The sequence below is a fragment of the Kitasatospora sp. Xyl93 genome, from assembly GCF_055383135.1.
Genome location: NZ_AP029185.1, coordinates 5,372,003 through 5,396,798, shown reverse-complemented (window position 1 = coordinate 5,396,798; position 24,796 = coordinate 5,372,003). Strand labels below are relative to the sequence as shown.

At 73.3% G+C, this 24,796-nt stretch carries 22 protein-coding genes and 1 pseudogene; 1 reads left to right on the top strand and 22 read right to left on the bottom strand.

Translation table 11 applies throughout. The annotated features are described in order from the left end of the window. Positions 1-4: 4 nt before the first annotated feature. The 18 genes and pseudogenes from ACZ5GH_RS24030 to proS all read right to left on the bottom strand — a co-directional run bounded on the left by ACZ5GH_RS24030 (position 5) and on the right by proS (position 16,669). Entirely contained in the window at positions 5-589 is a 585-nt protein-coding gene (locus ACZ5GH_RS24030; RefSeq protein WP_387759436.1) for a TetR/AcrR family transcriptional regulator, read from the bottom strand. A 252-nt stretch (positions 590-841) separates the two neighbouring features. Beyond that, a pseudogene (whiG, locus tag ACZ5GH_RS24025) lies at positions 842-1,591 on the bottom strand (RNA polymerase sigma factor WhiG); the annotation flags it as partial. Positions 1,592-2,275: 684 nt separating this feature from the next. Next, on the bottom strand, positions 2,276-3,472 hold the full coding sequence (gene dprA / locus ACZ5GH_RS24020) for a DNA-processing protein DprA (protein WP_387759391.1): 1,197 nt from the start codon (positions 3,470-3,472) through the stop codon (positions 2,276-2,278). After that, entirely contained in the window at positions 3,469-5,184 is a 1,716-nt protein-coding gene (locus ACZ5GH_RS24015) for a YifB family Mg chelatase-like AAA ATPase (RefSeq protein ID WP_464335204.1), read from the bottom strand. The genes dprA and ACZ5GH_RS24015 overlap by 4 nt, the downstream gene beginning before the upstream one ends. Position 5,185: 1 nt before the next feature. Next, entirely contained in the window at positions 5,186-5,704 is a 519-nt protein-coding gene (locus ACZ5GH_RS24010) for a YraN family protein (RefSeq protein WP_387759381.1), read from the bottom strand. Positions 5,705-5,872: 168 nt separating this feature from the next. Beyond that, on the bottom strand, positions 5,873-6,199 hold the full coding sequence (locus ACZ5GH_RS24005; protein ID WP_188301739.1) for a DUF2469 domain-containing protein: 327 nt from the start codon (positions 6,197-6,199) through the stop codon (positions 5,873-5,875). 54 nt (positions 6,200-6,253) lie between these two features. Beyond that, positions 6,254-6,727, bottom strand: a complete 474-nt coding sequence (locus ACZ5GH_RS24000; protein ID WP_464335203.1) for an NUDIX hydrolase — start codon at positions 6,725-6,727, stop codon at positions 6,254-6,256. 112 nt (positions 6,728-6,839) lie between these two features. Next, a complete protein-coding gene (gene lepB, locus ACZ5GH_RS23995) occupies positions 6,840-7,592 on the bottom strand; it encodes a signal peptidase I (RefSeq protein WP_464335202.1) in 753 nt (250 codons plus the stop codon). 160 nt (positions 7,593-7,752) lie between these two features. Further along, the gene (gene lepB / locus ACZ5GH_RS23990) at positions 7,753-8,760 is read right to left on the bottom strand and encodes a signal peptidase I (protein WP_387759377.1); all 1,008 of its coding nucleotides are present in this window, start codon (positions 8,758-8,760) and stop codon (positions 7,753-7,755) included. A gap of 242 nt (positions 8,761-9,002) precedes the next feature. After that, positions 9,003-9,782, bottom strand: a complete 780-nt coding sequence (gene lepB, locus ACZ5GH_RS23985) for a signal peptidase I (protein ID WP_464335201.1) — start codon at positions 9,780-9,782, stop codon at positions 9,003-9,005. A 187-nt stretch (positions 9,783-9,969) separates the two neighbouring features. Next, the gene (gene lepB / locus ACZ5GH_RS23980) at positions 9,970-10,920 is read right to left on the bottom strand and encodes a signal peptidase I (RefSeq protein WP_464335200.1); all 951 of its coding nucleotides are present in this window, start codon (positions 10,918-10,920) and stop codon (positions 9,970-9,972) included. A 78-nt stretch (positions 10,921-10,998) separates the two neighbouring features. Then, on the bottom strand, positions 10,999-11,349 hold the full coding sequence (rplS, locus tag ACZ5GH_RS23975; RefSeq protein ID WP_030306736.1) for a 50S ribosomal protein L19: 351 nt from the start codon (positions 11,347-11,349) through the stop codon (positions 10,999-11,001). A 154-nt stretch (positions 11,350-11,503) separates the two neighbouring features. Beyond that, on the bottom strand, positions 11,504-12,322 hold the full coding sequence (trmD, locus tag ACZ5GH_RS23970; RefSeq protein WP_387759434.1) for a tRNA (guanosine(37)-N1)-methyltransferase TrmD: 819 nt from the start codon (positions 12,320-12,322) through the stop codon (positions 11,504-11,506). Positions 12,323-12,447: 125 nt separating this feature from the next. Continuing rightward, positions 12,448-13,020, bottom strand: coding sequence for a ribosome maturation factor RimM (rimM, locus tag ACZ5GH_RS23965; protein WP_464335199.1), 573 nt, complete (start codon positions 13,018-13,020; stop codon positions 12,448-12,450). A 158-nt stretch (positions 13,021-13,178) separates the two neighbouring features. Next, positions 13,179-13,418, bottom strand: coding sequence for an RNA-binding protein (locus tag ACZ5GH_RS23960; RefSeq protein WP_030056773.1), 240 nt, complete (start codon positions 13,416-13,418; stop codon positions 13,179-13,181). A 2-nt stretch (positions 13,419-13,420) separates the two neighbouring features. Further along, positions 13,421-13,849: a 30S ribosomal protein S16 gene (gene rpsP, locus ACZ5GH_RS23955; protein ID WP_045700219.1), complete on the bottom strand. Its 429-nt coding sequence runs from the start codon at positions 13,847-13,849 to the stop codon at positions 13,421-13,423. 383 nt (positions 13,850-14,232) lie between these two features. After that, the gene (locus ACZ5GH_RS23950; protein WP_049650398.1) at positions 14,233-14,811 is read right to left on the bottom strand and encodes a hypothetical protein; all 579 of its coding nucleotides are present in this window, start codon (positions 14,809-14,811) and stop codon (positions 14,233-14,235) included. Between the two features lie 445 nt (positions 14,812-15,256). Then, a complete protein-coding gene (gene proS / locus ACZ5GH_RS23945; RefSeq protein ID WP_464335198.1) occupies positions 15,257-16,669 on the bottom strand; it encodes a proline--tRNA ligase in 1,413 nt (470 codons plus the stop codon). Between the two features lie 332 nt (positions 16,670-17,001). Here proS and ACZ5GH_RS23940 point away from each other — a divergent pair, with 332 nt between their 5' ends. Then, positions 17,002-17,706: a class I SAM-dependent methyltransferase gene (locus ACZ5GH_RS23940; RefSeq protein WP_387759369.1), complete on the top strand. Its 705-nt coding sequence runs from the start codon at positions 17,002-17,004 to the stop codon at positions 17,704-17,706. Positions 17,707-17,750: 44 nt separating this feature from the next. Here the strand turns inward: ACZ5GH_RS23940 and ftsH are convergent, their stop codons facing one another. The 4 genes from ftsH to ACZ5GH_RS23920 all read right to left on the bottom strand — a co-directional run bounded on the left by ftsH (position 17,751) and on the right by ACZ5GH_RS23920 (position 24,750). Beyond that, positions 17,751-19,751, bottom strand: coding sequence for an ATP-dependent zinc metalloprotease FtsH (gene ftsH / locus ACZ5GH_RS23935; RefSeq protein ID WP_464335197.1), 2,001 nt, complete (start codon positions 19,749-19,751; stop codon positions 17,751-17,753). A 113-nt stretch (positions 19,752-19,864) separates the two neighbouring features. Then, positions 19,865-20,389, bottom strand: coding sequence for a GNAT family N-acetyltransferase (locus ACZ5GH_RS23930; protein ID WP_387759365.1), 525 nt, complete (start codon positions 20,387-20,389; stop codon positions 19,865-19,867). A 129-nt stretch (positions 20,390-20,518) separates the two neighbouring features. Then, the gene (gene ffh / locus ACZ5GH_RS23925) at positions 20,519-22,084 is read right to left on the bottom strand and encodes a signal recognition particle protein (protein WP_387759433.1); all 1,566 of its coding nucleotides are present in this window, start codon (positions 22,082-22,084) and stop codon (positions 20,519-20,521) included. A 224-nt stretch (positions 22,085-22,308) separates the two neighbouring features. Next, positions 22,309-24,750 carry a [protein-PII] uridylyltransferase gene (locus ACZ5GH_RS23920; RefSeq protein WP_464335196.1) on the bottom strand — a complete coding sequence of 814 codons (2,442 nt, stop codon included), beginning with the start codon at positions 24,748-24,750 and terminating at the stop codon, positions 22,309-22,311. Positions 24,751-24,796 lie beyond the last annotated feature (46 nt).

The following is a 24,796-nucleotide window of genomic DNA, read 5'->3' as shown; positions in this document are numbered from 1 at the left end:
GGGCTCAGCCGCGGACGAGTCCGTGCAGCACCATCGCGACGGCGGCGTCGGCGATCTCCTCGGCGCTCTCGGTCGCACAGCCGGTGCGGCCTCCGGCGGCGGCCTGCTCGGACCTGCGGGTCGCCGCCTCCACGACGCCCTGGACCAGGGCCGCGGCGAGCCGGGGCTGCTGGTGGCCGAGGTCCTCCAGCGTGCGGCCGACCAGGCCGGCCAGCCTGCCGTGCGCCGCTCTGATCCGCTCGCGCGCGGCCTCGTCGAGCTCCAGCGCCGAGATGGCCACCACCGCGCGGTGCCGGGGGTGGGCGGCGAGCGCCAGCTGGCCCCGGACGTAGGCCTCGATCCGTTCGACGGCGGTGTCGCAGCTCTCCATGCCGGCCTCGATCTCGGCCGCCCAGAGCGGGAGGTCCACCTCGCAGAGCGCCTCGACCACGGCGGCGCGGGAGCGGAAGTACTCGTAGACCGAGGAACGCGCCAGCCCGGTGCGCGCCGCGAGCGCGGGGAAGGTCAGGGCCTCCATACCGCCCTCGGTGAGCAGGACGCGGGCAGCATCGAGGAGGGCTGCTCGCTGGAGCTGGCGATGCTCGGCCACCGTGGCCGCTCGGATCTTCGGCACGCACCCACTGTACGGAGCCATACCTCCGGCCGGTACGGCGCCGCGCATCCGAAGGAAGCGCGGGCCCGACGGGCGGCTTCCGACGGCCGGCTTCCGAGGGCTGGCTTCTGGGCTGCTGGCTTCCGATGGCGGGATTCGGGCTGCTGGCTTCGGGCAGCTGGCGGCCGACGCCCGGCTTCCGACCACTGGCTTCGGACAGCCGGCGGCCGACGGCCGGGGTGCGACGCCCTATCGGATGTCCGACAGCTTGGCGCGCAGCTGGAGGACGGACTTGGTGTGGATCTGACTCACCCGACTCTCCGTCACCCCCAGCACCTGTCCGATCTCGGCGAGGGTGAGGCCCTCGTAGTAGTAGAGCGTCACCACCGTCTTCTCCCGCTCGGGGAGGGTGTTGACCGCCTGGGCCAGCAGCCTGCGCAGCTCGCGGTCCTCGGCCACCTCGACCGGGTTGTCCGCGCCGTGGTCCTCCAGGGTGTCCATCAGGCTCAGCCGGTCGCCACCCTCCCCCGCCGGGTGGAGCAGTTCGTCCAGCGCCACCACGTTGGCCAGCGACAGCTGGCTGAAGATGGCGTGCAGGTCCTCGATCGCGATGCCCATCTCCGCCGCGACCTCGGGCTCGTGCGGCGTCCGGCGCAGCCGGGCCTCCAGCGTCGCGTACGTCCGCTCGACCGCCTTCGCCTTCTGCCGCACCGAGCGCGGGATCCAGTCCAGGGCGCGCAGCTCGTCGATGATCGCGCCGCGGATGCGGCTGATCGCGTACGTCTCGAACTTGATGGCGCGGTCGATGTCGAACTTCTCGATCGCGTCGATCAGCCCGAAGACCCCGGAGGAGACGAAGTCCGCCTGTTCGACGTTGGAGGGCAGGCCGACCCCGACCCGCCCCGCCACGTACTTGACGAGCGGTGAGTAGTGCAGGATCAGCTGCTCGCGCAGCCGCTGGTCCCCGGTCTCCTTGTAGGAGCGCCAGAGTGCTTCGAGCGCGGTGCGCCCCTGGGCCGCGGCCTCCCTGGCCTCCTGCCCCTGATCGCCGCCCGGCGCCCTCTCCCGGCGGGGCGCGGACAGCGGCGGGGCGGGCACCGACGGGGCGGGCACCGGCGAGGTGAGGGCCGGGGAGGTGGCGCCCGGGGTCGGCGCGCTTCCGGATGGCCGGGGCGCGCCGTCGACGACCGCGCCGGGGGGCGCGCCGGCGGGCGTACCGACGGGCGCGCCCGCAGGACCGGCCGCGTCGACGCCCTGGGCCGGTTCGGCGTCTCGGGCCGCATCCACGGGCTGGGGCACCACCGTCGGCCGGCCGCCCTGGCGCGACAGGCCTCCCATCGCCCCCGCCGGCTTCGACGGGTAGTCGGGCGCGGAACGCCGGTCGGTCCGCGGCCCTCCCGAGGACCGAGCACCACCGGTCACTCTGTGTCCGGGAATGTGTGTGGGCATGCGTTGGTCTGCGCCGTTCTGCCGAGTCATGTGCTGATAGGGAAGGCATGTGGAGCGTAGCGTGACCGACTCACTGCAAAGCGCTACCGCCACTCGGTCGTCCCCCGATCCGGTGGCGTTCGCACACCGGATCCAGGCGACGAACAGGAGCACGGATCGGCAGGTCAGCAGGGTGGCTCCGACGTGCGTCCCCCCGGCGCGCTGGGTGCGGGCGTGTGGCCTCCGCTCCGGTGCTCACCTCCTCCGCACCACGCGCCAGTGCGCGCCGTGCCGCTCCACGTAGCCGAGCGAGCCCAACTCGTAGAGGCGTTGCAGGACTTCGTCCGGCGGGAGACCGGACTGCCGGGCCAGCCGCTCGATCGGCGCTCCCTCCGCCGTCGCCGGTACGGCCTCCAGCACCCGGGCGACGGCCGGCTCCAGCAGGTCGCGCGGGAGCACCGGGCCGCTGCGCTGCGGCGCCAGGTCGTCCCCGATCGCCCCGATCAGCTCGGTGATCTCGGCCGCGTCGGTGACCAGGGTGGCACCGCCGCTGCGGATCAGGGCGTGCACCCCGGCGGAGAGCTCCGAAGTCACCGGGCCCGCGACGCCCATGGTGTGGCGGTTGAGGTCCCGCGCCCGTCTGGCCGTGCTCAGGGCGCCGCTGCGCACCGCCGCCTCGACCACCACCGTTCCCCGGGTGAGCGCCGCGATGACCCGGTTGCGCAGGACGAAGCGGAAGCGGTTCGGGTGCTCCCCGGGCGGGAGTTCGCTGACCAGCAGGCCCTGGACGCCGATCCGCCGGATCAGTTCGGCGTTGCCCTTGGGGTAGGCCACGTCGACGCCGCAGGCGAGCACGGCGGCGGTCGTCCCACCGACCGCGAGCGCCCCGCGGTGGGCGGCGGCGTCGATCCCGTAGGCGGCTCCCGAGACCACCACCCAGCCGCGCTCCGCCAGTTGGGCCGACAGCTCCCCCGCGACATGGGCACCGTAGGCCGTGCAGGCGCGCGAGCCCACCATCGCGACCGAGCGGAGCGCGAGCAGCCGCAGCGAGCCGGTGCCCGTCACCCAGAGCCCGATCGGACGTCCGTCGCCCAGGTCGTCGAGTTGACTGGGCCACTCCGTGTCCCCCGGAATGATGAACCGTCCACCGACGGCCCGTACCCGTTTCAGGTCCGTCCGCGGGTCCAGCCCGGGGAGCCGCGCCTGGTACCCGGCCAGCCGGGTGGCGTCCAGCCCGGGGTGGTCGGGCACCGTTCCGTCCCGGATCGCCCTGACCACGTCGACGGCGGGGAGCTGGCCGAGCCACCGGCCGACCACCGCGTCCCCCGGTTCGCTGATCCGGCCGAGCAGCACCCGGGCGAGGCGCTCGGGCTCGGACCCGGCGTCGGTGGTGGTTCCGCCCCCGGCCTCGGCCGCCGTGGGGATCCGAGGTTGCCTCAGCAACTGGTTCATGCCTCACCCTCCTGGTTCCGCGCCTTCGTGTCCGGCGCCTCGGGCTCCCCGGGCCGGCCGTCCTCCGGGCTGCCGCGCTGCGCCGGGATTCCACCGAGCCGGCCGAAGACCCGCTCGGTCAGCGGCAGCCCGTGCTCCACGCCGGTGCGCAGGACCAGGGCCGTGCGGACGTCCCGCTGGTCCGGCCGGTCGCGTCCGGCGAGGTCGGCGACCGTCCAGGCGACCCTGAGCACCCGGTCCAGGCCCCGGGCGGTCAGCAGCCCCCGCTCCAGCTGCCGCGCGGCGTCGTTGAGCGCGCCGGCCGCGAGCTGCCAGCGGGTGCGCAGCTCGTGGCCCGGCACCTCCGCGTTGGTCCGCCACGGGGTGTTCGCCAGCCGGGCCGCCGCCCGCTCCCGCGCGGCCAGCACCCGGGCCGCGACGGTCTCGGTGGTCTCCGCCGTGGTGTCCCGCTCCATGAGCTCGACCCTCGTCACCGGGGCCACCTGGACCTGGAGGTCCACCCGGTCCAGCAGCGGCCCGGACAGCCGCCCCTGGTAGCGGCTGACCATGGCCGGGGTGCACTCGCAGCCCTCGCCCCGCCGGGAGTACCGGCCGCACGGGCAGGGGTTGGCCGCCAGGCAGAGCAAGAAGCGGGCCGGGAGCCGGAGCGATCCGGCCGAGCGGGCGATCACCACCTCGCCCGACTCCAGCGGCTGGCGCAGCGCGTCGAGCACCCGGACCGGGAACTCCGGCGCCTCGTCCAGGAAGAGCACGCCCCGGTGGGCCAGCGACACCGCCCCCGGTCTCGGCAGACCGCTGCCGCCGCCGACGATGGCCGGCATCGTCGTGGAGTGGTGCGGGGCGCAGTAGGGGGCGGTGTCGATCAGTGGGCGCCCGGCCGGGAGCAGCCCCGCCACCGAGTGGACGGCGGTGACCTCCAGGGCCTCCTTCTGGGTCAGCGGCGGGAGCAGCGCGGGCAACCGCTCCGCCAGCATCGTCTTGCCCGCGCCCGGTGGGCCCTTCAGGTAGAGGTGGTGTCCTCCGGCGGCGGCGATCTCCAGGGCCCGCCGGACCTCGTACTGGCCGGCCACGTCGGCCATGTCGAGCCGGGCCGTCCGGTCGTCGGGCAGGCCCCGCACACCCGCGCAGGGCAGCATCAGCCCGGCCATCAGCGGATCCGGCCGGCCGCCGATCGGGTCGGGCGGCTCCTCCGGTGCCGTCGTGCCGGTCAGGATGGCGACGAGCTGGCGCAGGCTGCGGACGCCGATCACCGTCACCCCGGGGACGAGCGAGGCCTCGGGCGCGGTCTGCTCGGCGACCACCACCCGCTCGTAACCGGCGTCGGCGGCGGCCAGCACCGACGGCAGCACCCCTCTGACCGGCCGCACCCGGCCGTCCAGCCCCAGCTCGCCGATGACCAGCAGGTCGGCGATGGCGGAGGGGTCGAGCCGTTCGGCGGCGGCCAGCACGGCGCAGGCCACCGCGAGGTCGAAGCCGCTGCCGCTCTTGGGCACCGAGGCGGGGCTGAGGCCGACCGTCAGCTTGCGCTGCGGCCAGGCCTCGCCGCTGTTCACCACCGCGGCACGGACCCGGTCGCGGGCTTCGGTGAGCGCCTTGTCGGGCAGGCCGACCAGGGTGAACGCGGCCACCCCGGGCTCCAGATCGGCCTGGACCTCGACGATCACTCCGTCGACGCCGACCAGCGCGACGGAACAGGTGCGGGCGAAGGCCATCTCAGACCACCCCCCGCAGGTGGTCGACCAGGGCCGCACCCCGCGCCCGGTTGACCACCGCGACCAGGTCGATCCGCACCCCGCCCGGTGGGGCGGGCGGCCATTGCGGATCAGTGGGCCCCGGGTCGTAGCCGGGCCCGGCCAGTTCGGCGAAGTGACCGGGCCAGCGCTCGGCCATCCAGCGCTCGGCCAGGCGTTGCAGCCGGGCGGCCTTGGCCCGGTCGATGGCCTCGGTGGGCTGCTGGAAGCCCCGCTCGGAGCGGGTCTTCACCTCGCAGACCGCCACGGTGTCGCCGTCGAGGGCGACGATGTCCAGCTCGCCCTCGACGCAGCGCCAGTTGCGGTCCAGGATGCGGAGCCCGGCCTCCGCGAGTCGGCGGGCGGCGACCCGTTCCCCGTAGCGGCCGAGCCCGTTCTTGGTGCTGCGGTCCGGGATCGCCCGCGGGGCCTTCCCGGCTGCGGCCGCGTCCGGTACTGCCCGGTCCGGTACGGCCTGGTCCTGCACGACGGTGTGCTGCATGGTGACCACCTCCGCGGAGGAGGCTGCACCAATGCGCACGACGAGGCCCGGGAATTACCGTCCCCTGTGGATAACCCCCACTTGTCGACAATTCTTGTCACCCGCAGGGGTGAAGAGGTCCGTTCCCGCGAAATTCGGCTGGACAACGCGGGACGGAGTCGTCCAACGTCAGCTCCCGAAGCCGGACTCGTCCGAGGGCAGCTCCAGATCGCTCTTCGCGAGTTCCTCGATGTTCACGTCCTTGAAGGTCAGCACCCGGACCTTGCGGACGAACCGGGCCGGCCGGTACATGTCCCAGACCCACGCATCCGCCATCGACACCTCGAAGAACACCTCGCCCTGGACCGAGTGCACCTGCAGCTCGTAGTCGTTGGTGAGGTAGAACCGTCGCTCGGTCTCGATCACGTACTTGAACAGGCCGACGACGTCCCGGTACTCCCGGTAGAGCTTGAGCTCCATCTCGGTCTCGTACTTCTCGAGATCTTCGGCACTCATCCAGGCGTCCCCTCATTTGTCACGTCCACCCATTGTGGACCACCGCACCCACGGTCAGAGCCGTACCGGATCCACCGGCGGGCCCTCGGCCAGCAGCCGCTCCAGGAAGTCCACCAGTCCGACCGGATAGACCGTCTCCGCGGTCCCCCTCAGTTCCTCGACCGTCCACCAGCGCGCCGCGAGCAGCTGGGCGTGCTCGTCCGCGCCCATGCCCGAGTGGTCCAGGCCCGTCTCCGTGGTCCGGGCCAGGTGGAACCACTGCTCCTGCTCGTAACGCTGTCCCTGAAAGGAGAACGACACCGTGCCGTACGCCACCAAGGGCCCCAGGTCCACACCCCGGAGGCCGGTCTCCTCGGCGAGCTCCCGCTCGGCGGCCGCGCGCACGTCCTCCCCCGCCTCCAATCCGCCCCCGGGCGTGAACCACCACGTCTCCCCCGGGGTGGCCGGGTCGGCCCCCAGGAAGAGGAGGATGCGGTCCAGCCCGTCCAGCAGCAGGATCCGCGCCGCCCTGCGACGCCGTGCTGTCATGGCAGCGCTCCACGCTCCTTCCGTTCGCATCGATGGCGCTACCGATCCTGCCACCCGGCGTGGCCGTCCGGGGCGATGTTCGGCAGAGCGGCCGGCCGGGCGACGGTCCCGCTCAGGAGCTGCGCCCCCGGATCCGCCGGGCCAGGCCCGCCACCCCGCCCACCGCCGAGGTCACGAGGATCAGCGCCGCGCCCGCGACGGAGGCGAAGGCGAAGGGCGCCAGCGGCCCCGGCTGCGAGGCCTTCGGGCCCGCGAAGCCGTCGAAGTCCGTGACCCGGTCGAGCAGGCCCGTCCGGTCGAAGGGCAGCACGGTGGCTTCGACCCTGGCCTCCACGGCATCGGCCGGGACGGTCCCGCCGTCGACCTCCAGGTGGGTCCGAGAGTCCAGCGAGCCCACCCGGTTGTCACCGAGCAGGAACAGCCGGCCCTGCGGCACCGTCACGCTGAACGAATCGCCCTGGCGGCCCTGCGTCGCGAGGTAGGGCTCCTCCACCGGCTGCCCGTTGACCGTCAGCCGGTGCTCGGCCCCGGTGGTGGCGACGGTGTCCCCACCGACCGCGACCACCCGCTTGACCATGAGTTCGCTGCCCCAGGCCTGGTCCCGGAAGACCACCACGTCGCCCCGCCCGACGTCGCCGCCGCCGACCTTGCGGGCGAGCACGGTGTCCCCGATGCGCAGCGTCGGGTGCATCGAGGCGGTGGGGATCTTGTACGGCCGGTAGTCGATCGCGATCAGGGCGAAGCCGCCGATCATCAGCACCAGTCCGAGCGCCAGCGCGACGCCCTGCAGCACCGCGGCCGGCCGGCGGCCCGCACGGGCAGGCGCGCTCGGGTGGTCGACCGTCTGCTCCACGACACCGCTCATCAGAACCGTCCACCTCTGGCCGACCGGAGATCACCACTGGCACGCCGGAGGCACGGGCGGAGAAGCCGACGGGCCGTGGCACGTCCGAGCAGATTACTCGTCGGTACCACGGCCCGCGCAAGAGCCGGGGGCAACCCGGTGGAACACGATCCGGCGGAGCTCAGGACTCCTTGCGGCGCTCCGCGCGACCCCGCACCCGACGCACCAGCGGGAGCAGGGCGACGGCCCCCACCGCACCGGCCACGGGGGGCGCCATCGGCGCGGCCGCCGCCAGGCCCTTCTGGTCGAAGGTGTCCGGCACCGGCAGCGTCGACCAGTGGCCGACCGGCCAGGCCACCACGAAGGCGCGCCCGATCACGTTGTCCACCGGAACGGTGCCGCCACCCGGCTGGTCCATGTGGAAGCGGGAGTCCAGCGAGTTGGCGCGGTGGTCGCCCATCACCCAGATCCGGTCCTTGGGCACCTTGACCGGGCCGAACGGACGGTCGCCGCAGGGGGTGTTGCCCTGGTAGACGTACGGCTCGTCGAGCGCGACGCCGTTGACCTTGACCGGCCCCTCGCCCTCGCACTCGACGGTGTCCCCGCCGACCGCGATGACCCGCTTGATCAGGTCCTTCTCGTTGGCCGAGGGCATCAGGCCGACGAAGCTGAGCACGTCCTGCACGCCGCGCAGGACGGAGTTGCTGCTCTGCTGGGTCGGCTCGTCGTTCAGCCAGCCGCCCGGGTCGTGGAACACCACGACCTCACCGCGCTCGGGTTCGGCCCCGAACCAGGGGGTCAGCTTGTCCACCAGGACGCGATCGCCGACCTGCAGCGTGTTCTGCATCGACTCCGACGGAATGGAGAACGCCTGGACGAAGAAGGTCTTGATCACCAGCGCGAGGACCAGCGCGATGCCGACCAGGATCGGCAGTTCCTTCCAGAACGACCGCGGCTTGCGCGGCTTGGCCGGAGCCTCCGACTCCGACCCGTCCGCGGGCTCGGCCCCCGGGTGCGGGGAGTCCGGGGGGTCCTCCGAACCGGTGCCACCCTGCCCGTCGGCGGTCTGCGCCGCCGCGTCCTCGACCGAGGCCGAGGAGGACGCGGACTCGGCGGACCGGTCCGCCCGACGGCCCGGACCCTCGGGCTCTCCGGCGCCTGACCGGGCGCCGATCACCAAATCCCCCACAACGTCTCCTCCCTGCTGTGCGGACGCCCGCGCGCCCGCGCTCAGAGTGCCGCACAGCGGGCACCACGCTCACCTCGACCATGAACGCCTCAGGGCTGCCCACCGCGGACTCCCCTGACACCAGCACAGCCTCGGCCCACGGCCGGGAGCACTCCCGGCCGCACCTGCACTTCTCTATCACTCCGAGGCATCCGGCTCGCGGTCCCACACGCGAGGCCTGTCCGGTCGGCGGCCGGCGCGGCTCACTCCGGAGGCCGCCCGGACCGGCGAACCACGAGCGGAAGGATGCCCAACACCCCCATAACGAGCGGTGGTTCCACAGGAACCGGCCCAACGCCCACCGATCCCGCGGCAGTTCCACCGGCCTGCGGCATCCGTGAGAGAGAGGAGAGTGAACTCGGCGCATCGAGTTGATGGAAGCGGTCCAGCGGCCAGGCGATCACGAACGCGCGACCGACCACGTCGCCCAACGGGATCGTCCCCTGTCCCGGATTACCCATGTGGAAACGGGAGTCGGCGGAGACGTCCCGGTGGTCGCCCATGACCCACAGCCGCCCCCGCGGCACCAGCACCTTGAAGATCTGCCGGGACGGCGGGTTGCCCGGCGCGAGGTAGGGCTCCTCCACCGGACGGCCGTTGACGCTGAGGCGCCCCTGCGCGTCGCAGCACTCGACGGTGTCCCCGCCGACGCCGATCACCCGCTTGATCAGGTCCTGCTCGTCGTCGGAGGGCAGCAGTCCGACGAAGGTCAGCACCTGCTTGGTCACGCCCAGCACCGGGCCCTCGTCGGACGGCTCGTGGTCGCGCTCCAGCCAGCCGCCCGGATCCTTGAACACCACGATGTCACCGCGCTGCGGCTCACTGCCGAACCAGGGGGTCAGCTTGTCCACCATCACCCGGTCCCCGATCAGGATGGTCTGCTCCATCGAGCCCGAGGGGATCACGAACACCTGGACCAGGAAGGTCTTCAACACCAGCGCCACCAGCAGGGCCACCAGGACGATCAGCGGCACCTCGCGCACCAGCGAACGCTTGCGCCGGCGGGCCGCCTTGCGGGCACTGCGCCGTCGCTCGGCCCGGCCACGGGCCGGCCGGGCCCCGGTCGGGCCACTGCTTGCCGCGCCGCCCCCTCCCGTTCCCCTCGGTCCCCCGGCGGCCCGCCGGCCGGCACCCGACGGCTCCGCGGCGGGACGGTCGGCGAGCCGTCCCTTACCCCTGCTCCCCATGACCGCCCGTTCCCCCCATCACGGCGAAGGCCGCAGGCCGTTCCAGACTGGTCCAGCGCGAGAACGGGTAGACCACCCAGTCCGCCCGCCCGATCACCTTCTCCTCGGGCACGAAGCCGCCACCGGGCTCGCCGAGGTGGTCGCGGGAGTCCCGGGAGGCGCTGCGGTGGTCACCCATCACCCACAGCTCGCCGGCCGGCACGACGACGTCGAACGCCACGCTCGACGGGTCGTCGCCCGGGGACAGGTAGGAGGTCTCGTCGACCGGCACGCCGTTGACGGTGATCGGCGCACCCGGGCCGGTGCTGGTCACCCGGTCCCCGCCGACGCCGATCACCCGCTTGACGTAGACGGTGTCCCCGGCCGGCGCGAGGCCGAGGTCCTGGGCGAAGGAGCGCAGGCCGTCCCAGAAGCCCGACGGCTTCGCCGACTCGCGCAGGAAGGAGCCCGTCCCGTCGAAGACCACGACGTCGCCCCGCTGGGGGTGGCCGCCGAAGGCGTAGGCGAGCTGGTTCGCGACCAGCCGGTCGCCCGGGCGCAGGGTCTCCTCCATCGACCCGGAGGGCACCGCGAACGGACGCGCGACGAAGGCGTTCACCAGCAGCAGGGCCGTCAGGCAGATCCCGACCAACAGCAGCAGGTCCCGCGAACGCGAGTGCCCCGGATCCTCGTCCTGGTCCGGGCCGTCCTCGCCGGAGCCGTCGGTCTGTTCCGGATCCTCGGCGTGCTCGGGCCCGTCGCCGCGCTCCGGGCGCTCGACGCCGTCCGCCGCCGCATCGCCGCCGGCCCCACCGGAGACGACCCCACCGGAGACGGTCGCACCGGAGACGGCCGCGGGATCGCCCCCGGTAACGACCGCGGACCGCGACAGCGAGTCCGCACCGGTGGGTGCGGGACTGCCGTCGCGGTCCGCGGGTGGTTCATGCGTGCTCATCGGGGGGTGAGCTTACCTTGCGGCCGTTCGGCCCCCTCCGAGCGTTCCGATCCCCCGGCGAGGCCGGGGGCCGGTGGATCAGCGGTCGCGCTTCTCCTTGATCTTCGCGGCCTTGCCGCGGAGGTCACGCAGGTAGTACAGCTTGGCGCGGCGAACCGCACCGCGGGTCACGACCTCGATCTTCTCGACGACCGGGGTGTGCACCGGGAAGGTGCGCTCCACGCCGACGTTGAAGCTGACCTTGCGGACGGTGAAGGTCTCACCGATACCGGCGCCGTGGCGACGGATGACGACGCCCTGGAAGACCTGGACACGGGAGCGGTTGCCCTCGATGACCCGGACGTGAACCTTCAGGGTGTCACCGGCGCGGAAGGCCGGAATGTCGCTACGCAGCGAGGCCGCGTCGACAGCAGCGAGCTTGTTGCTCATGTTGCTCTCCATCGCGGGCGCCACGGGCCGCCCACGGAAAGTCGTCTCAATGGGATGTGCTGCGGGCCGCTTCGGCTGACGACGATCCCCCCGTGGCGGGGGCGCCGGTCCACGTGCCCCCTACGGAAGGGGACCAGCGACAGACAACAGCGGCCTATTCTTCCACATCACCGGCCACGGACCGAAATCGGCCGAGCCGCTCGTCCCAGGCCAGGCCGAGGATGCTCAGCGCCTCGCGCTCCTTCTTGTCGAAGGAGCCGTACTGCCAGCGCTCGACCAGGTCGGGCCGGTTGGCCAGGGTCCGGGCGAAGGCCTGCTCGCGGCGCCAGCGGGCGATCTTGCCGTGGTTGCCGCTGAGCAGCACGTCCGGCACCGTGCGGCCGCGCCACTCGGCGGGCTTGGTGTAGACCGGGCCCTCCAGAAGGTCGGCCATCGCGCCCGGCGCGAAGGAGTCGTCGCGGTGAGACTCGGCGTTGCCGAGCACCCCGGGCAGCAGCCGGGCGATCGCCTCGACCATCACCAGCACGGCGACCTCGCCGCCGGCCAGCACGTAGTCGCCGATCGAGGCCTCGACCACCGGCATCCGGGTGGCCGCCTCCTCGATCACCCGGCGGTCGATGCCCTCGTACCGGGCGGGAGTGAAGGCCAGCCAGGGGCGGCCGGCCAGTTCCTGGGCGAGCTCCTGGGTGAACGGGCGCCCGCTCGGGGTCGGCACGACCAGGGTGGGCACCTGCCCCTCGGGGCCGGCGGCGACCACCGCGTCCAGCGCCTCGCCCCACGGCTCGGGCTTCATCACCATGCCGGGGCCGCCGCCGTACGGGCTGTCGTCGACCGTGCGGTGCACGTCGTGGGTCCACCCGCGCAGGTCGTGGATGTGCACGTCCAGCTGGCCGCGGGCGCGGGCCTTGCCGACCAACGAGACGTCCAGCGGCTCCAGGTACTCGGGGAAGATCGTGACGACGTCGATCCGCATGCCGCTCTGCACGCCGCCGGAACCGGCGCCGCCGGACACCGCGCCGCCCGAACCGGCCGCGCCGCCGGAAACAGCCGCGCCGCTCGAACCAGCCGCGTCGCCCGCCCCGGCGTTCTCCTCGACGGTCACTTCGACTCCTCCGAGCCCTCGGCCCCCTCGGCCGAGGAGCTCCCCGCGACCTCGGCCCGCTCCGGGTCGATCAGCCCGGCCGGCGGGGTGATCACGGCGCGTTGGTTCTCCAGGTCGATGGTCGGCACGATCTGGGTGACGAACGGCACCAGCACCTCCGTCCCGTCGGCCTTCCGGACGGTGAGCAGGTCCTGGTACGGCAGGTGGACGACCTCGGTCAGCTCGCCGACCGGGGTGCCGTCGAGCAGCACCACGTCCAGGCCGATCAGCTGGTGGTCGTAGTACTCCTCCGGGTCCTCGGGGCTCTCCTCCGGGTCGACCTCGGAGATGAGCAGGGTGCCGCGCAGGGCCTCGGCCGCGTTGCGGTCCTTGACACCGGCGAAGCGCAGCAGCAGCCGGCCGCTGTGCACCCGGCCGGACTCGACGGTCAGCGGTCCGACGGACGCGGGGTCGGTGAGTACGACGGCACCGGGGCCGAGCCGGAGTTCCGGCTCGTCGGTGCGGACCTCGACACTGACGTCCCCCCTGATGCCGTGGGCACGGCCGATCCTGCCGACGACGAGCTGCACGGTGATCGTTCTCCTGGAGTTCCTGAGCCGAAACGAAAAGCGACGGGCTGCGAAGCGATGGTGCGACGGAAATGCGAACGGAAATGCGAAAAGGCCGACCGGGACGACATGCGTCCCGGTCGGCCTCACAAGCCCTGACGGCTGAACGAGCAGCAGCGTCAGCGAATGTTGTCCACGTCGACCAGGTCGACCCGGACGTTGCGACCGCCGAGGGCGCCGACCACGGTGCGCAGAGCGCGCGCCGTACGGCCGCCCCGGCCGATCACCTTGCCGAGGTCATCGGGGTGCACCCGCACCTCGATGGTGTTACCCCGACGCAGGTTGCGCGAGCGCACCTGCACCTCGTCGGGGTGCTCGACGATGCCCTTCACCAGGTGGTCGAGGGCGTCCTCGATCACGATCAGGCCTCGGCAGCGGCGTCGGCCTCAGCCTCGGCCTTGTCCGACTTCTTGGCCTTCGGGGTGATGGCGACGCCGGTGGTGGCGTCCTCGAAGCCGGCGACGGCCTTCGCGAACAGGTGCGAGAAGTCCTCGACCTTCGGCTCGGCGACCTTCAGCGGCGCCGGGGCCGGCAGACCCTTGAACTTCTGCCAGTCGCCGGTCAGCTTCAGGATGGCGAGAACCGGCTCGGTCGGCTGGGCGCCGACGGACAGCCAGTACTGGGCGCGGTCGCTGTCGACCTCGATCTTCGAGGGGTTGTAGGTCGGCTGGTAGATGCCGATCTCCTCGATCGCGCGGCCGTCACGCTTGGTGCGGGCGTCGGCGACGACGATGCGGTAGTGCGGGGAGCGAATCTTGCCGAGACGCTTCAGCTTGATCTTGACTGCCACGGGAGTGGATTCTCCTGGTGTTGACGTGGGTGAACGGGCTCGCCATCGCGTGGGGTTGCGCGGCGGACCGTTCAAGGGACACGCCAGCCGTAGGAGAGAGGGGTCCTGCCCGGCTGCCGAGTACTCAGCTGTCCATTCTGCCACATCGGCGAGAACCGCCTGTACGCGGGACCGGGCGCCCGGTCAGGGCTCGACCGGGAGCCCCCGCTCCCGGTCCAACCCGAAGACATCACCGCTGTCCTGCCGTACCGCTCACTCTTCACTGCCCAGGAGCTCCCAGAGCTCGAGAGTTCAAGAGCCCAAGAGCTCAAGCCGCGACGCCGTGCCGCTCAGTCCGGCGGGACGGCTGCCCGCACAGCAGCCCGCCGGGACGTCGGCGCCGACTACGCGATCTTGAACGGCTGCTGGCACGCCCCGCAGACGATGGACGCCTGCGCGAGCACCGACGGGACGACCCGGACGTTGCGCCCGCAACCGCAGACCGCCTTGACCCGCACGCCGCCCCCGGAGGAGCCGTGCCGGGCCGCCGGGCCGCGGAAGGCGCGCGTCGCGCCGTCGCCGGCCACCGCCTCCTGGTGCGCCCCGAGGGCACGGTCCAGGCGCTCGATGGTCTCGGCGTACCGCTCCTGGGTCTCCTTGAGCATGGTCACCTGGGAGAAGCCGCTGCTCGCGTGCGGTTCGACCGGGTGCGCCAGGCCCAGCTCGGAAGCGAGCATCAGGAAGCGCCGGTTGTGGTAGCGGCCGGCCCGCGAGGTGTCCCGGATGTCCCGGGCCGCGGCCAGACCGTGGGCGGCCTCGTGGAGGAGGCGCTCGAATCCGAGCCGCGTCCCGCAGGCCGAGGAGGACTCTCCGATCAGCGCCTCGGGCGAGGCGAGGTCGGGGAGGTCCTGGTGGTAGGCCTGGATGTCGCTCCAGGCGGCGGCCAGTTCGGCCGCGAGAACGAGGGGCTGTGTCGTGCTCACGCTAGACCAACGATGGAGTGCGAGCCGATGTTCCGCATGTTCTCGTTCCCGGGGAATTCACAGGGAACTCCCAGGAATGCAAGGCCGCGCGCGAATTGCGCGTTCCGGATCTGACGCAAGACCAACCCCCTGCCGGTTTCGGCCCGTCGCAACGCCGACGGGCCTGCTGAATTCCGTCCGGGGGGCGGGCTGTCGCCACCCAGGACGTACGGCCCGTGGGCCTGCCGGATTGACAGGGCCACGGGCCGTACACCGTACCGCTATTCCGTTAATACCGGGAGTTGACCGGCCAGTAGGGATGTCCACCGCAGGGACACACCTGAACAGTTACCGGATTCTTACCCATCCGCATTCCGGGCAAATGTCGCCGGTGACGGTCATTACCCGTGGACGACGGACGTCCGGCGGACGCCGAGGGGACATCCGCCGGACACCGGGACGGAGGTCAGTACGCGCGGGCGACGATCGCGACGTTGCCTTCCTGGTCGTCCGCCTGCGGCACCGAGCCGTCGGCCGCGACGATGCAGCGCACCGTGACGCCCTGCTCGGCCAGCTTGGCCTCGCCCTCCGCGCCGAGGTCGGCCCAGGAGATCCGGCCCCAGCCGGTCGCCGAGGCCTCGACGGCCTCGTCGACGGTCTTGACGTCGACCGTGCGGGACTCGCGGCGCTCGCGGGACTGGCGCAGCAGCAGCGCCTGGTCCTCCTCCAGCACGCCCGGGAGCAGCGTGGCCAGGGCGTCGATGGAGACCGGCTCCTTGCCGCCCGGGATGCGGCGGGCCAGCATCGCGGTGCCGTTCTCCAGGTCGCGCGGGCCGACCTCGATGCGCAGCGGAACGCCCTTGAGCTCCCAGTCGACGGCGCGGCGGCCGAACGGGGTGTCGGTGCGGTCGTCGACCACGACCCGGATGCCGGCGGCCTCCAGCTGGGCGCCGATCTCGCGGACCTTGGCGATGACCGCGTCGTCGCCCTTGATCGCGAGCACGACGGCCTGGACGGCAGCCAGGCGCGGGGGGACCCGCAGGCCGTTGTCGTCACCGTGGGACATGATCAGGCCGCCGACCATGCGGGTCGAGACGCCCCAGGACGTCTGCCAGACGTGCTCGCGCTCGGCGCCCTGCAGCTGGTAGGTGGTGTTGAACGCCTTGGCGAAGTTCTGGCCCAGCTCGTGGCTGGTGCCCATCTGCAGCGCCTTGCCGTCGCCCATCATGCCCTCGAGGGTGAGGGTGTTGATGGCGCCGGCGAAGCGCTCCTTGGCGGTCTTGCGGCCGAGCACGACGTCGATGCCGAGCACGTTGGTCATGAAGTCGCCGTAGACCTGGGTGTGGATCATCGACGCGTAGTCGCGGGCGTCCTCGTAGGTGGCGTGGGCGGTGTGGCCCTCCTGCCAGAGGAACTCGGTGGTGCGCAGGAAGACGCGCGGGCGCAGCTCCCAACGGACCACGTTGGCCCACTGGTTGATCAGCAGGGGCAGGTCGCGGTGGCTCTGCACCCACTTCGAGAAGTACTCGTTGATGATCGTCTCGGAGGTCGGCCGGACGACGACCGGCTCCTCCAGCTGCTTGCCGCCGCCGTGGGTGACCACCGCGAGCTCGGGGGCGAAGCCCTCGACGTGCTCGGCCTCCTTGGTCAGGTAGGACTGCGGGATGAACATCGGGAAGTAGGCGTTCTGTGCGCCGGCCTTCTTGATCCGCGCGTCCATCTCCTGCTGCATCCGCTCCCACAGGCCGTAGCCGTACGGTCGAATGACCATGGTGCCGCGCACCGGACCGTTGTCGGCCAGCTCGGCCTTGTTGATGAGGTCCTGGTACCAGCGCGGGAAGTCTTCCGCCTGAGGGGTGAGAACGGGTGCCTTAGCCATGGGGCGAATGGTACGGGGCCCGGGGCCCCGGTTTCGAATCGGTATCACCGGACGGGGGCGCGCCGCACCGCCGGGCGGGGGCGCACCACCGCGACACCCGCGCACCACCCCGCACCCCTCTGGACGCCGGGCCCGACCCGCTGTTCGCTGGTGTGGGGCGGGACTTTGGGGGAGCCGTAGCAGCACACCGAAGGACCGGATGGGAGGCCGCCATGGCTTCAGCTCGGACGACCGGCACGACCGCACGACCGACCGGCGCACGACCGCACCACCCGCGGACCGGGTCCGCCCGTTCCGCGCGGGCGCGCGACTGGGCGGAGATCCAGGAACGCATGCTGGTGCCGCTCTACGAGGCGGTCTACGACCGGCTGGAGGTCGGCCCGGCGACCAGCGTGCTGGGCCTGGGCTGCCGGTCCGGACTGGCCCTGCTGATCGCGGCCGGCCGGGGCGCCCAGGTCGCCGGGCAGGAGCCGCGGGACGAGCTGCGCGAGCTGGCCCACGACCGTCGGCTGCGGGTGTGCGCCGGGTCCGGGACGGCCGCCGCCGTCCCCCGCTCGGCCCATTCGCTGGTGACGGTTTTCGAGCGGCTGCCGGGCGGCGCCGGGTCCGCTCCGGTGGTCGCCGAGGCCGCCCGGCTCACCCTCCCGGGCGGGCACGTGGTGCTGGCCGCCTGGGGCCCGCCGGAGCGCTGCGAGAGCGCACCGGTGCTGGACGTGGCCCGGCGGATGGCGGGCCGGACCACCGCGCGCGACCCGTTCGAGCTGAGCGTGCCCGGCGCGCTGGAGGACCTGCTCGCCCCGGCCGGTCTGCGCCCGGCCGGCAGCGGCCGGGTGAGCTGCCCGTTCGCCTACGCCGACCTCGACAGCGCGGTGCGCGGCCTGCTCTCCACCGGCCTGTTCGAACCGGCCGAGGAGTTCTCCGGCGCCTCGCTGGTGGTCAAGGAGCTGGAGGAGGCGCTCCAGCCGTACCTGCGCGCGGACGGCTCCGTGCGGATGGAGAACCTGTTCCGGTACCTGGTCGCCGAGCGGCCACGCTGACCGGGGGCGCCCGCCACCATGGCGAGCGCCCCCGGCACCCTGCTTCACGCCTGGTCGATCGACTTTCCGTCGGCCCCGTCGGGCCCGCCAGGTCCCTCGGACCCGTCGGAGCCCGCAGACCCGTCGGAACCCGCCGAGGCCACCTCCCGCGGCACCCCCGCCGCCCGGTACGCCGCCTCCTCGTCCAGCGTCTCCGCCTCCAGCAGCGCCGCCGCCAGCGCGTCCAGCCGGTGCCGCTGCTCGGTCAGGATCCGCACCGCGTCGTCGTAGCACTCGGAGACGATCCGCCGGGCCTCCTCGTCCACCGCGTCCAGGGTGGTCGGGGCGGCGGAGAGCCCGTACGCGCCCTGCGGGTCGGAGGGCACCGCGGTGAGCCGGCCGACCCGCTCGCTCATCCCCCAGCGCCCGGCCATCCCGCGGGCGATGTTGGTGACCTGCTCCAGGTCGCTCTCCGCACCGGTGGTGATCACCCCGTAGACCACCTGCTCGGCCGCCATGCCGCCGAGCGCGCCGATGATCCGGCCGCGCAGGTAGGGCTCGGTGTACGAGTAGCGGTCGTTCTCCGGGGTGGAGAGGGTGACGCCGAGCGCCCGGCCGCGCGGCACGATGGTGATCTTGCGGACCGGGTCCGCGCCGGGCTGGAGCATGCCCAGCAGCGCGTGCCCGCTCTCGTGGTAGGCCGTCCGCTCGCGCTCCTCCTGCGGCATCACCAGCGGCCGCACCGCACCGAGCTGGACCTTCTCCAGGGCGTCCGAGAGGTCCCGCTCGTTGACCGCGTCCTGCTTGCGCTTGACGGCCAGCAGCGCGGCCTCGTTGACCAGGTTGGCGAGCTCGGCGCCGGTCATCCCCGGGGTGACCTTGGCCAGCTGGTTGAGGTCGGCGTCGCCGGACAGCGGGACGCTGCGGCTGTGGATGCGCAGGATCGCGGCACGGCCCTCCCGGTCGGGCGGGCTGACGGTGATCCGCCGGTCGAAGCGGCCGGGGCGCAGCAGGGCCGGGTCGAGCACGTCCGCCCGGTTGGTGGCGGCGATCACGATGACGCCCTCGGAGCCGGTGAAGCCGTCCATCTCGGTGAGGATCTGGTTGAGGGTCTGCTCGCGCTCGTCGTGGCCGCCCATGCCGCCGCCGGCGCCGCGCTGGCGGCCGATGGTGTCGATCTCGTCGATGAAGATGATCGCCGGGGCGACCTTGCGGGCCTCGGCGAACAGTTCGCGGACCCGGCTGGCGCCGACGCCGACGATCATCTCGATGAACTCGGAGGCGGAGGCGGAGAAGAACGGCACGTTCGCCTCGCCGGCCACGGCCCGGGCCAGCAGGGTCTTGCCGGTTCCGGGCGGGCCGCTCAGCAGCACCCCGCGCGGCATCTTGGCGCCGAGCCTGCGGTACCGCTCGGGGTTCTTCAAGTAGTCGACGACCTCGGTGAGTTCGGCCTCGACCTCGTCGATGCCGGCCACGTCGGCGAAGGTGGTGCGGCGGCCCTCCTCGGCGGTGACCGGCTTGGGCGGCGCCTTGCGGCCGAGCGGCCCGCCGCCGAGCCCGCCGGCCATCCGGCGGGCGAGCAGCACCCAGATGAAGACCAGCAGCAGCATCGGGGCGAGCGAGAGCAGCAGGTTGGTGAGGAAGCTGCGCTGCTGGACCGGCGAGGTGGCGGTGACCTCGACGCCCTGCTGCTGCAGGGTGGTCCAGAGGTTGTCGCCCGCGAAGGAGGGCCGCTGGGTGTCGAACTCGGTGTACTCGCCCTTGCCGCCGTCCGGCTTGGGCTGGGCCGACTTGAGGGTGCCCTCGATCGCGTCGCCCTTGGCGTAGATCTTGGTGATGTTGCCCTTGTTCAGCTGGTTGTTGAACTCGGTGTACGAGATCGTGGTGGCACCGGCGGGGCCGAAGAAGGACAGCAGCAGGTCCGAGATCAGGAACACCACGAGGGCGGTGAGGGCGAGGCCCACCCATCCGCCGGGCATCCGGCGCTTGGGCGGCGGCGGAGGTGGAGCGCCCTCCGAACGCCAGGGCGGGTCGGGTGTCTGACGTGGCGGCACGGGTTCGGTCACCCGTCGGACAATACGGACAGGCGCTCGGGCGAGCCAATCGCAACGCCGCGCCCGGCCCTCCGCACGCCCCCGCCCGGGCCGCCCGACCAGCGGCTATGCGGTCCCACCAACGGCTATGCCGTCGCGCCCGGCCACTCCTCGGCGGTCAGCGCGAACCGCTCGTGGTCGCGCCAGTCCCCCTGGAGGAACAGCATCCGCGGGGAGAAGCCCTCGTGCCGGAACCCCAGCCGCCTGGCCATCGCGACCGAGCGCTCGTTGTCCGGCTGGACGTTGATCTCCAGCCGGTGCAGCCCCAGCCCGTTGGCCGACTGCGGGGCGAAGCAGCGGTCCACGACCAGCCGCATGCCCTCGGTCATCCGCCCGGTGCCGTTGAACGGGAGGTACGAGTCGTAGCCGAGCGTGGCGTTGCAGAACCGGCTCATCACGATGTTGGCGACGTTCACCTTGCCGACCAGTCCGCCGGTGTCCCGGTCGAGGATCAGGAAGGTGCGCAGCCCGGACCCCTGGCGCTTCAGCAGGTCGGGCAGTCCGTCCGGCTCGACCGGGTTCCACCGGCCGATGTGTTCGGCGGACCGCCGGACCGCCTCGGCGTACGCGGCCGTGTCCTCGGCCCTCGGGGCCCTGATCATCACTCGCATGCCCCCATCATCGGACACGCGATCGGCCCGCCGCCCGGAAACACCGGGCGGCGGGCCGACCAAAATCGATCAAGGCCGATCGCCGTCGATCAGAGGATGATCGGATGGCTATCGGATGGTGATCAAGGACTACAGCATGTCCTTGAACTCCTTGGGCAGTTCGAAGTCGGCCGGGCCCTTGCCCGCGCCGAGGCCGAACGCGCCGCCGTCCGCCGGGGCCTGGCCGGCGCCCGGGCCGAGCGCACGGCGCTGGGCGGCCTCGGCCTCCTCCTGCGCGCGCTTCAGCGGGTTGCCGCTCTTGCGCTTGCCCTTGGCCTGCGGGGCCTTCTTGGCGGACTTCTTCCCGCCACCGCCCATGCCCGGGATCCCCGGCATGCCGGGAACGCCCTTGCCGGAGGCCATCGCGGACATCATCTTGCGGGCCTCGAAGAACCGCTCGACCAGGTTCTTCACCTCGCCGACCTGGACACCGGAGCCCTTGGCGATGCGGGCCCGGCGGGAGCCGTTGATCAGCTCCGGCTCGGCGCGCTCGGCGGGGGTCATCGACTTGATGATCGCGCCGACCCGGTTGACGTCCTTGTCGTCGATGTTGTTGATCTGGTCCCGGATCTGGCCCATGCCGGGCAGCATGCCGAGCAGCTTGGAGATCGAGCCCATCTTCTGGACCTGCTCCAGCTGGGACAGGAAGTCGTCCAGGGTGAACTGCTTCGGGCCGCCGCGCAGCTTGGCGGCGATCTTCTCCGCCTCGGCCTGCGAGAAGGTCTGCTCGGCCTTCTCGATCAGCGAGAGGACGTCACCCATGCCGAGGATGCGCGAGGCCATCCGGTCCGGGTGGAAGGCGTCGAAGTCGTCGACCTTCTCGCCGTTGGAGGCGAACATGATCTGCCGGCCGGTGACGTGCGCGACCGACAGGGCCGCACCACCGCGGGCGTCGCCGTCGAGCTTGGAGAGCACCACACCGGTGAAGTCGACGCCGTCGAGGAAGGCCTGCGCGGTGGTGACCGCGTCCTGGCCGATCATCGCGTCGACGACGAACAGGACCTCGTCCGGGTTCACCGCGGCGCGGATGTCGGCGGCCTGCTGCATCAGCTCGGCGTCGATGCCCAGGCGGCCGGCGGTGTCGACGACGACGACGTCGTACTGCTTCTGCTTGGCGTACTCGATCGAGTCCTTGGCCACCTGCACCGGGTCGCCGACGCCGTTGCCCGGCTGCGGGCCGTAGAAGGCCACGCCGGCGCGCTCGGCGACCACCTGGAGCTGGTTGACCGCGTTGGGGCGCTGGAGGTCGCAGGCGACCAGCAGCGGGGTGTGCTTCTGCTTCTTCAGCCAGTGGCCGAGCTTGCCCGCGAGGGTGGTCTTGCCGGCGCCCTGGAGACCGGCGAGCATGATCACCGTCGGGCCGCTCTTGGCGAACCGCACCCGGCGGGTCTCGCCGCCGAGGATCGCGATGAGCTCCTCGTTGACGATCTTGATGATCTGCTGCGCCGGGTTCAGCGCACCGGAGACCTCGGCACCGAGCGCCCGCTCCTTGACCTGCTTGATGAAGGCCCGGACGACCGGCAGCGCGACGTCCGCCTCCAGCAGCGCGATGCGGATCTCGCGGGCGGTGGCGTCGATGTCCGCCTCGCTCAGGCGGCCCTTGCCCCGGAGGTTCTTGAACGTCGCTGCGAGGCGATCGGAAAGGGTGTCGAACACGTCGTCGCGGGTCCTCTGCGGCATCGGTATCGGTACGGTCGTCGCCCCCCAGGGTATCCGGCCGCCCCGGGTACGGTCTCCACCCCCGTGCGGAACCCCGGTCCGCGGCCCCCGCCCGGGTCCCGTCCACGGCCCCGCACCAGGCCCGGAGCGGCGCTCGGCCCAGCGAGGATCCGGTGTTCGGCCCGGCGCGGACCGGCGCTCGGCCCGCCCCGGACCGGTGCTCAGGCCAGCGCGGCCCGGACCGCCGCCGCCACCTCGCCGGCCCGCGCGGCGGTCAGCGGGCGGCCCGCTTCGTCGGTCAGGTAGAACGAGTCGACGGCCTCCGCGCCCAGCGTGGAGACGTGCGCCGTGCGCACCCGGACGCCCGCCCCGTCCAGCGCCCGGCCGATCCGGTGCAGCAGCCCGGGGGCGTCGTGCGCGCGGACCTCCAGCACGGTCGCGGTAGCCGAGGCCACCGCGGGCGCCACCGCGACCAGCGGCGGCGGGGTGGGGATGCCCCGGCGGCGCGGGGCGGCGGCGTCCCGCTCGGCGAGACGGCGGGCGACGTCCAGCGAGCCGTCCAGCGCCCGGCGCAGGTCGGCCCGCAGCCGGGCCGCCTCGGGCAGCTCGCCGTACTCGGCCGCCACCCGCCAGGACAGCAGCAGCACCGGCCCGGCGCCCGCCGGGTCCAGCTCGCGCAGTCCGGCCGAGCGGACGGCCAGCCGGTGCAGCGCGAGCACCCCGGCCGCGGTGCCGAGCAGCCCGGGACGGTCCGGGACGGCCAGGTTCAGCTCGACTCCCATCGGCTCGGCGCCCGGCTCCGCCCCCTCCGACCGGGCCAGCAGCGACAGCGCCGGCTGCCCGGTCCGGGCGGCCTCGACCGCGAGCCGCTCCTGCTCGGCGGTCGGCGCCGCCTCCACCGGCGGGACGCCCGCCCCGGCCAGCCGGTCCGTCGCCCGGGCCACCAGGCCGTCCACCAGCGAGGCCCGCCAGCCGCTCCACGCGGCAGGGCCGGTGGCCAGCGCGTCCGCCTCGGTGAGCGCGTGCAGCAGTTCCAGCTCCGGCACGGTGGTGACCACCTTGGTGATCGCCTCGACGGTGGCCGGGTCGTCCGGATCGCGCCGGGTCGCGGTGTCCACCAGGGTCAGGTGGTGGCGGACCAGCACCGCCAGGGTCTCGGTGTCCTCGGGGCCGAAGCCCATCCGGGCGCCGAGGTCGCGGACGATCACCTCGCCGGCCTCGCTGTGGTCCCCCGGCCAGCCCTTGCCGATGTCGTGCAGCAGAGCGGCGACCAGCAGCAGGTCCGGCCGGGCCACCCGGCGGGTCATCGCGGCGGCCCGCACCGCCGTCTCCACCAGGTGCCGGTCCACCGTCCAGCGGTGCACCGCGTTGCGCTGCGGGCGGCAGCGCACCCGTTCCCAGTCCGGCAGCAGCCGGCGGACCAGCCCCTCCGCCTCCAGCGCCTCCCACACCGGGACGGCCGACTCCCCCGCGCCCAGCAGGGTGACCAGCTGCTCGCGCGCCTCGTCCGGCCAGGGCACCGGCAGCGGGCGGCACTCGGCGGCCAGCCGGCGCACCGTGGCGTACGAGACGGTCAGCCCGTTCTGCGCGGCGGCCGCCGCGGCACGCAGCGGCAGCACCGGGTCGGCGGCCGGGCGGGCGCCCTGGGCGAGCACCGCCTCGCCGTCCTGCTCGACCACGCCCTCGGCGAGCGGCCGCCGCTCGACCGTGCCCCGGGCCACCGCGCCGGTGCCGCGTCCGGCGCCGCCGAACGGGATGCCCAGCCGGCGCACCCGCCGGCCCCGGTCGCCGCGGGCCGCGAGCACCCGGTCCACCGCCCGCCAGGTGACGTCGCCCGCGTACGCGACGGTGCGGGCGGCCTCGTAGACCTGGCGCAGCAGGGTGTCGGCGTCCAGCACCCCGAGCCGCTCGGCGACCTGGTCCTGGTCCTGGAGGCTGAGCCGGTCGGTGGCCCGGCCGGTGGCCAGGTGCAGGGCGTCCCGCACGTCGGCCAGCCGCTGCGCGGCGGCGTCCAGGCCGTCCCGGGGCGCGTCGGCCAGCCAGGTGGCGGCGATCGCGTCCAGCGCCACGACGTCGCGCAGGCCGCCGCGGGCCTCCTTGAGGTCGGGTTCCAGCAGGAAGGACAGCTCACCGTGCCGTTCGGCCCGCTCGCGGCCCAGCTCGCGCAGCTCCGGCAGGCGCGCGGGCGCGCTCGCGCGCCAGTCGGTGAGCACCGCGGAGCGCAGCGCGTCGGTGAGCGCCCGGTCCCCGGCGAGGTGACGGGCGTCCAGCAGGCCGAGCTGGGCCTTGAGGTCGGCGGCGGCGACCGCGCGGGCCTCCGCCACGGTGCGCACCGCGTGGTCGAGCTTGGCGCCCGAGTCCCAGACCGGGTACCAGATCCGCTCGGGCAGCTCCCGGGCGATCGGGCCGTCGTGCAGCAGCAGGACGTCCAGGTCGCTGCGCGGGGACAGCTCGCCGCGCCCGTAGCCGCCGACCGCGACCAGCGCGACGCCGGGCGGGGCTCCGGCAGCCGCGAGCAGCCCGGTCAGCCAGTCGTCGGTGAGCCGGGCCAGCGCCCGGCGGCGGGGCCGGCCGCCCGGGCCGGGGCCGGCGAGCAGCGCGGCCCGGGCGGCGCAGTGGCCGGCGGGGTCGGCGGGGTCGGAGGGGGCGGTCTCGGTGGTCATGCGCGTGGGTCCCGTCCGTCGTGCTGGTGAACCGTCCTGCCGGTGC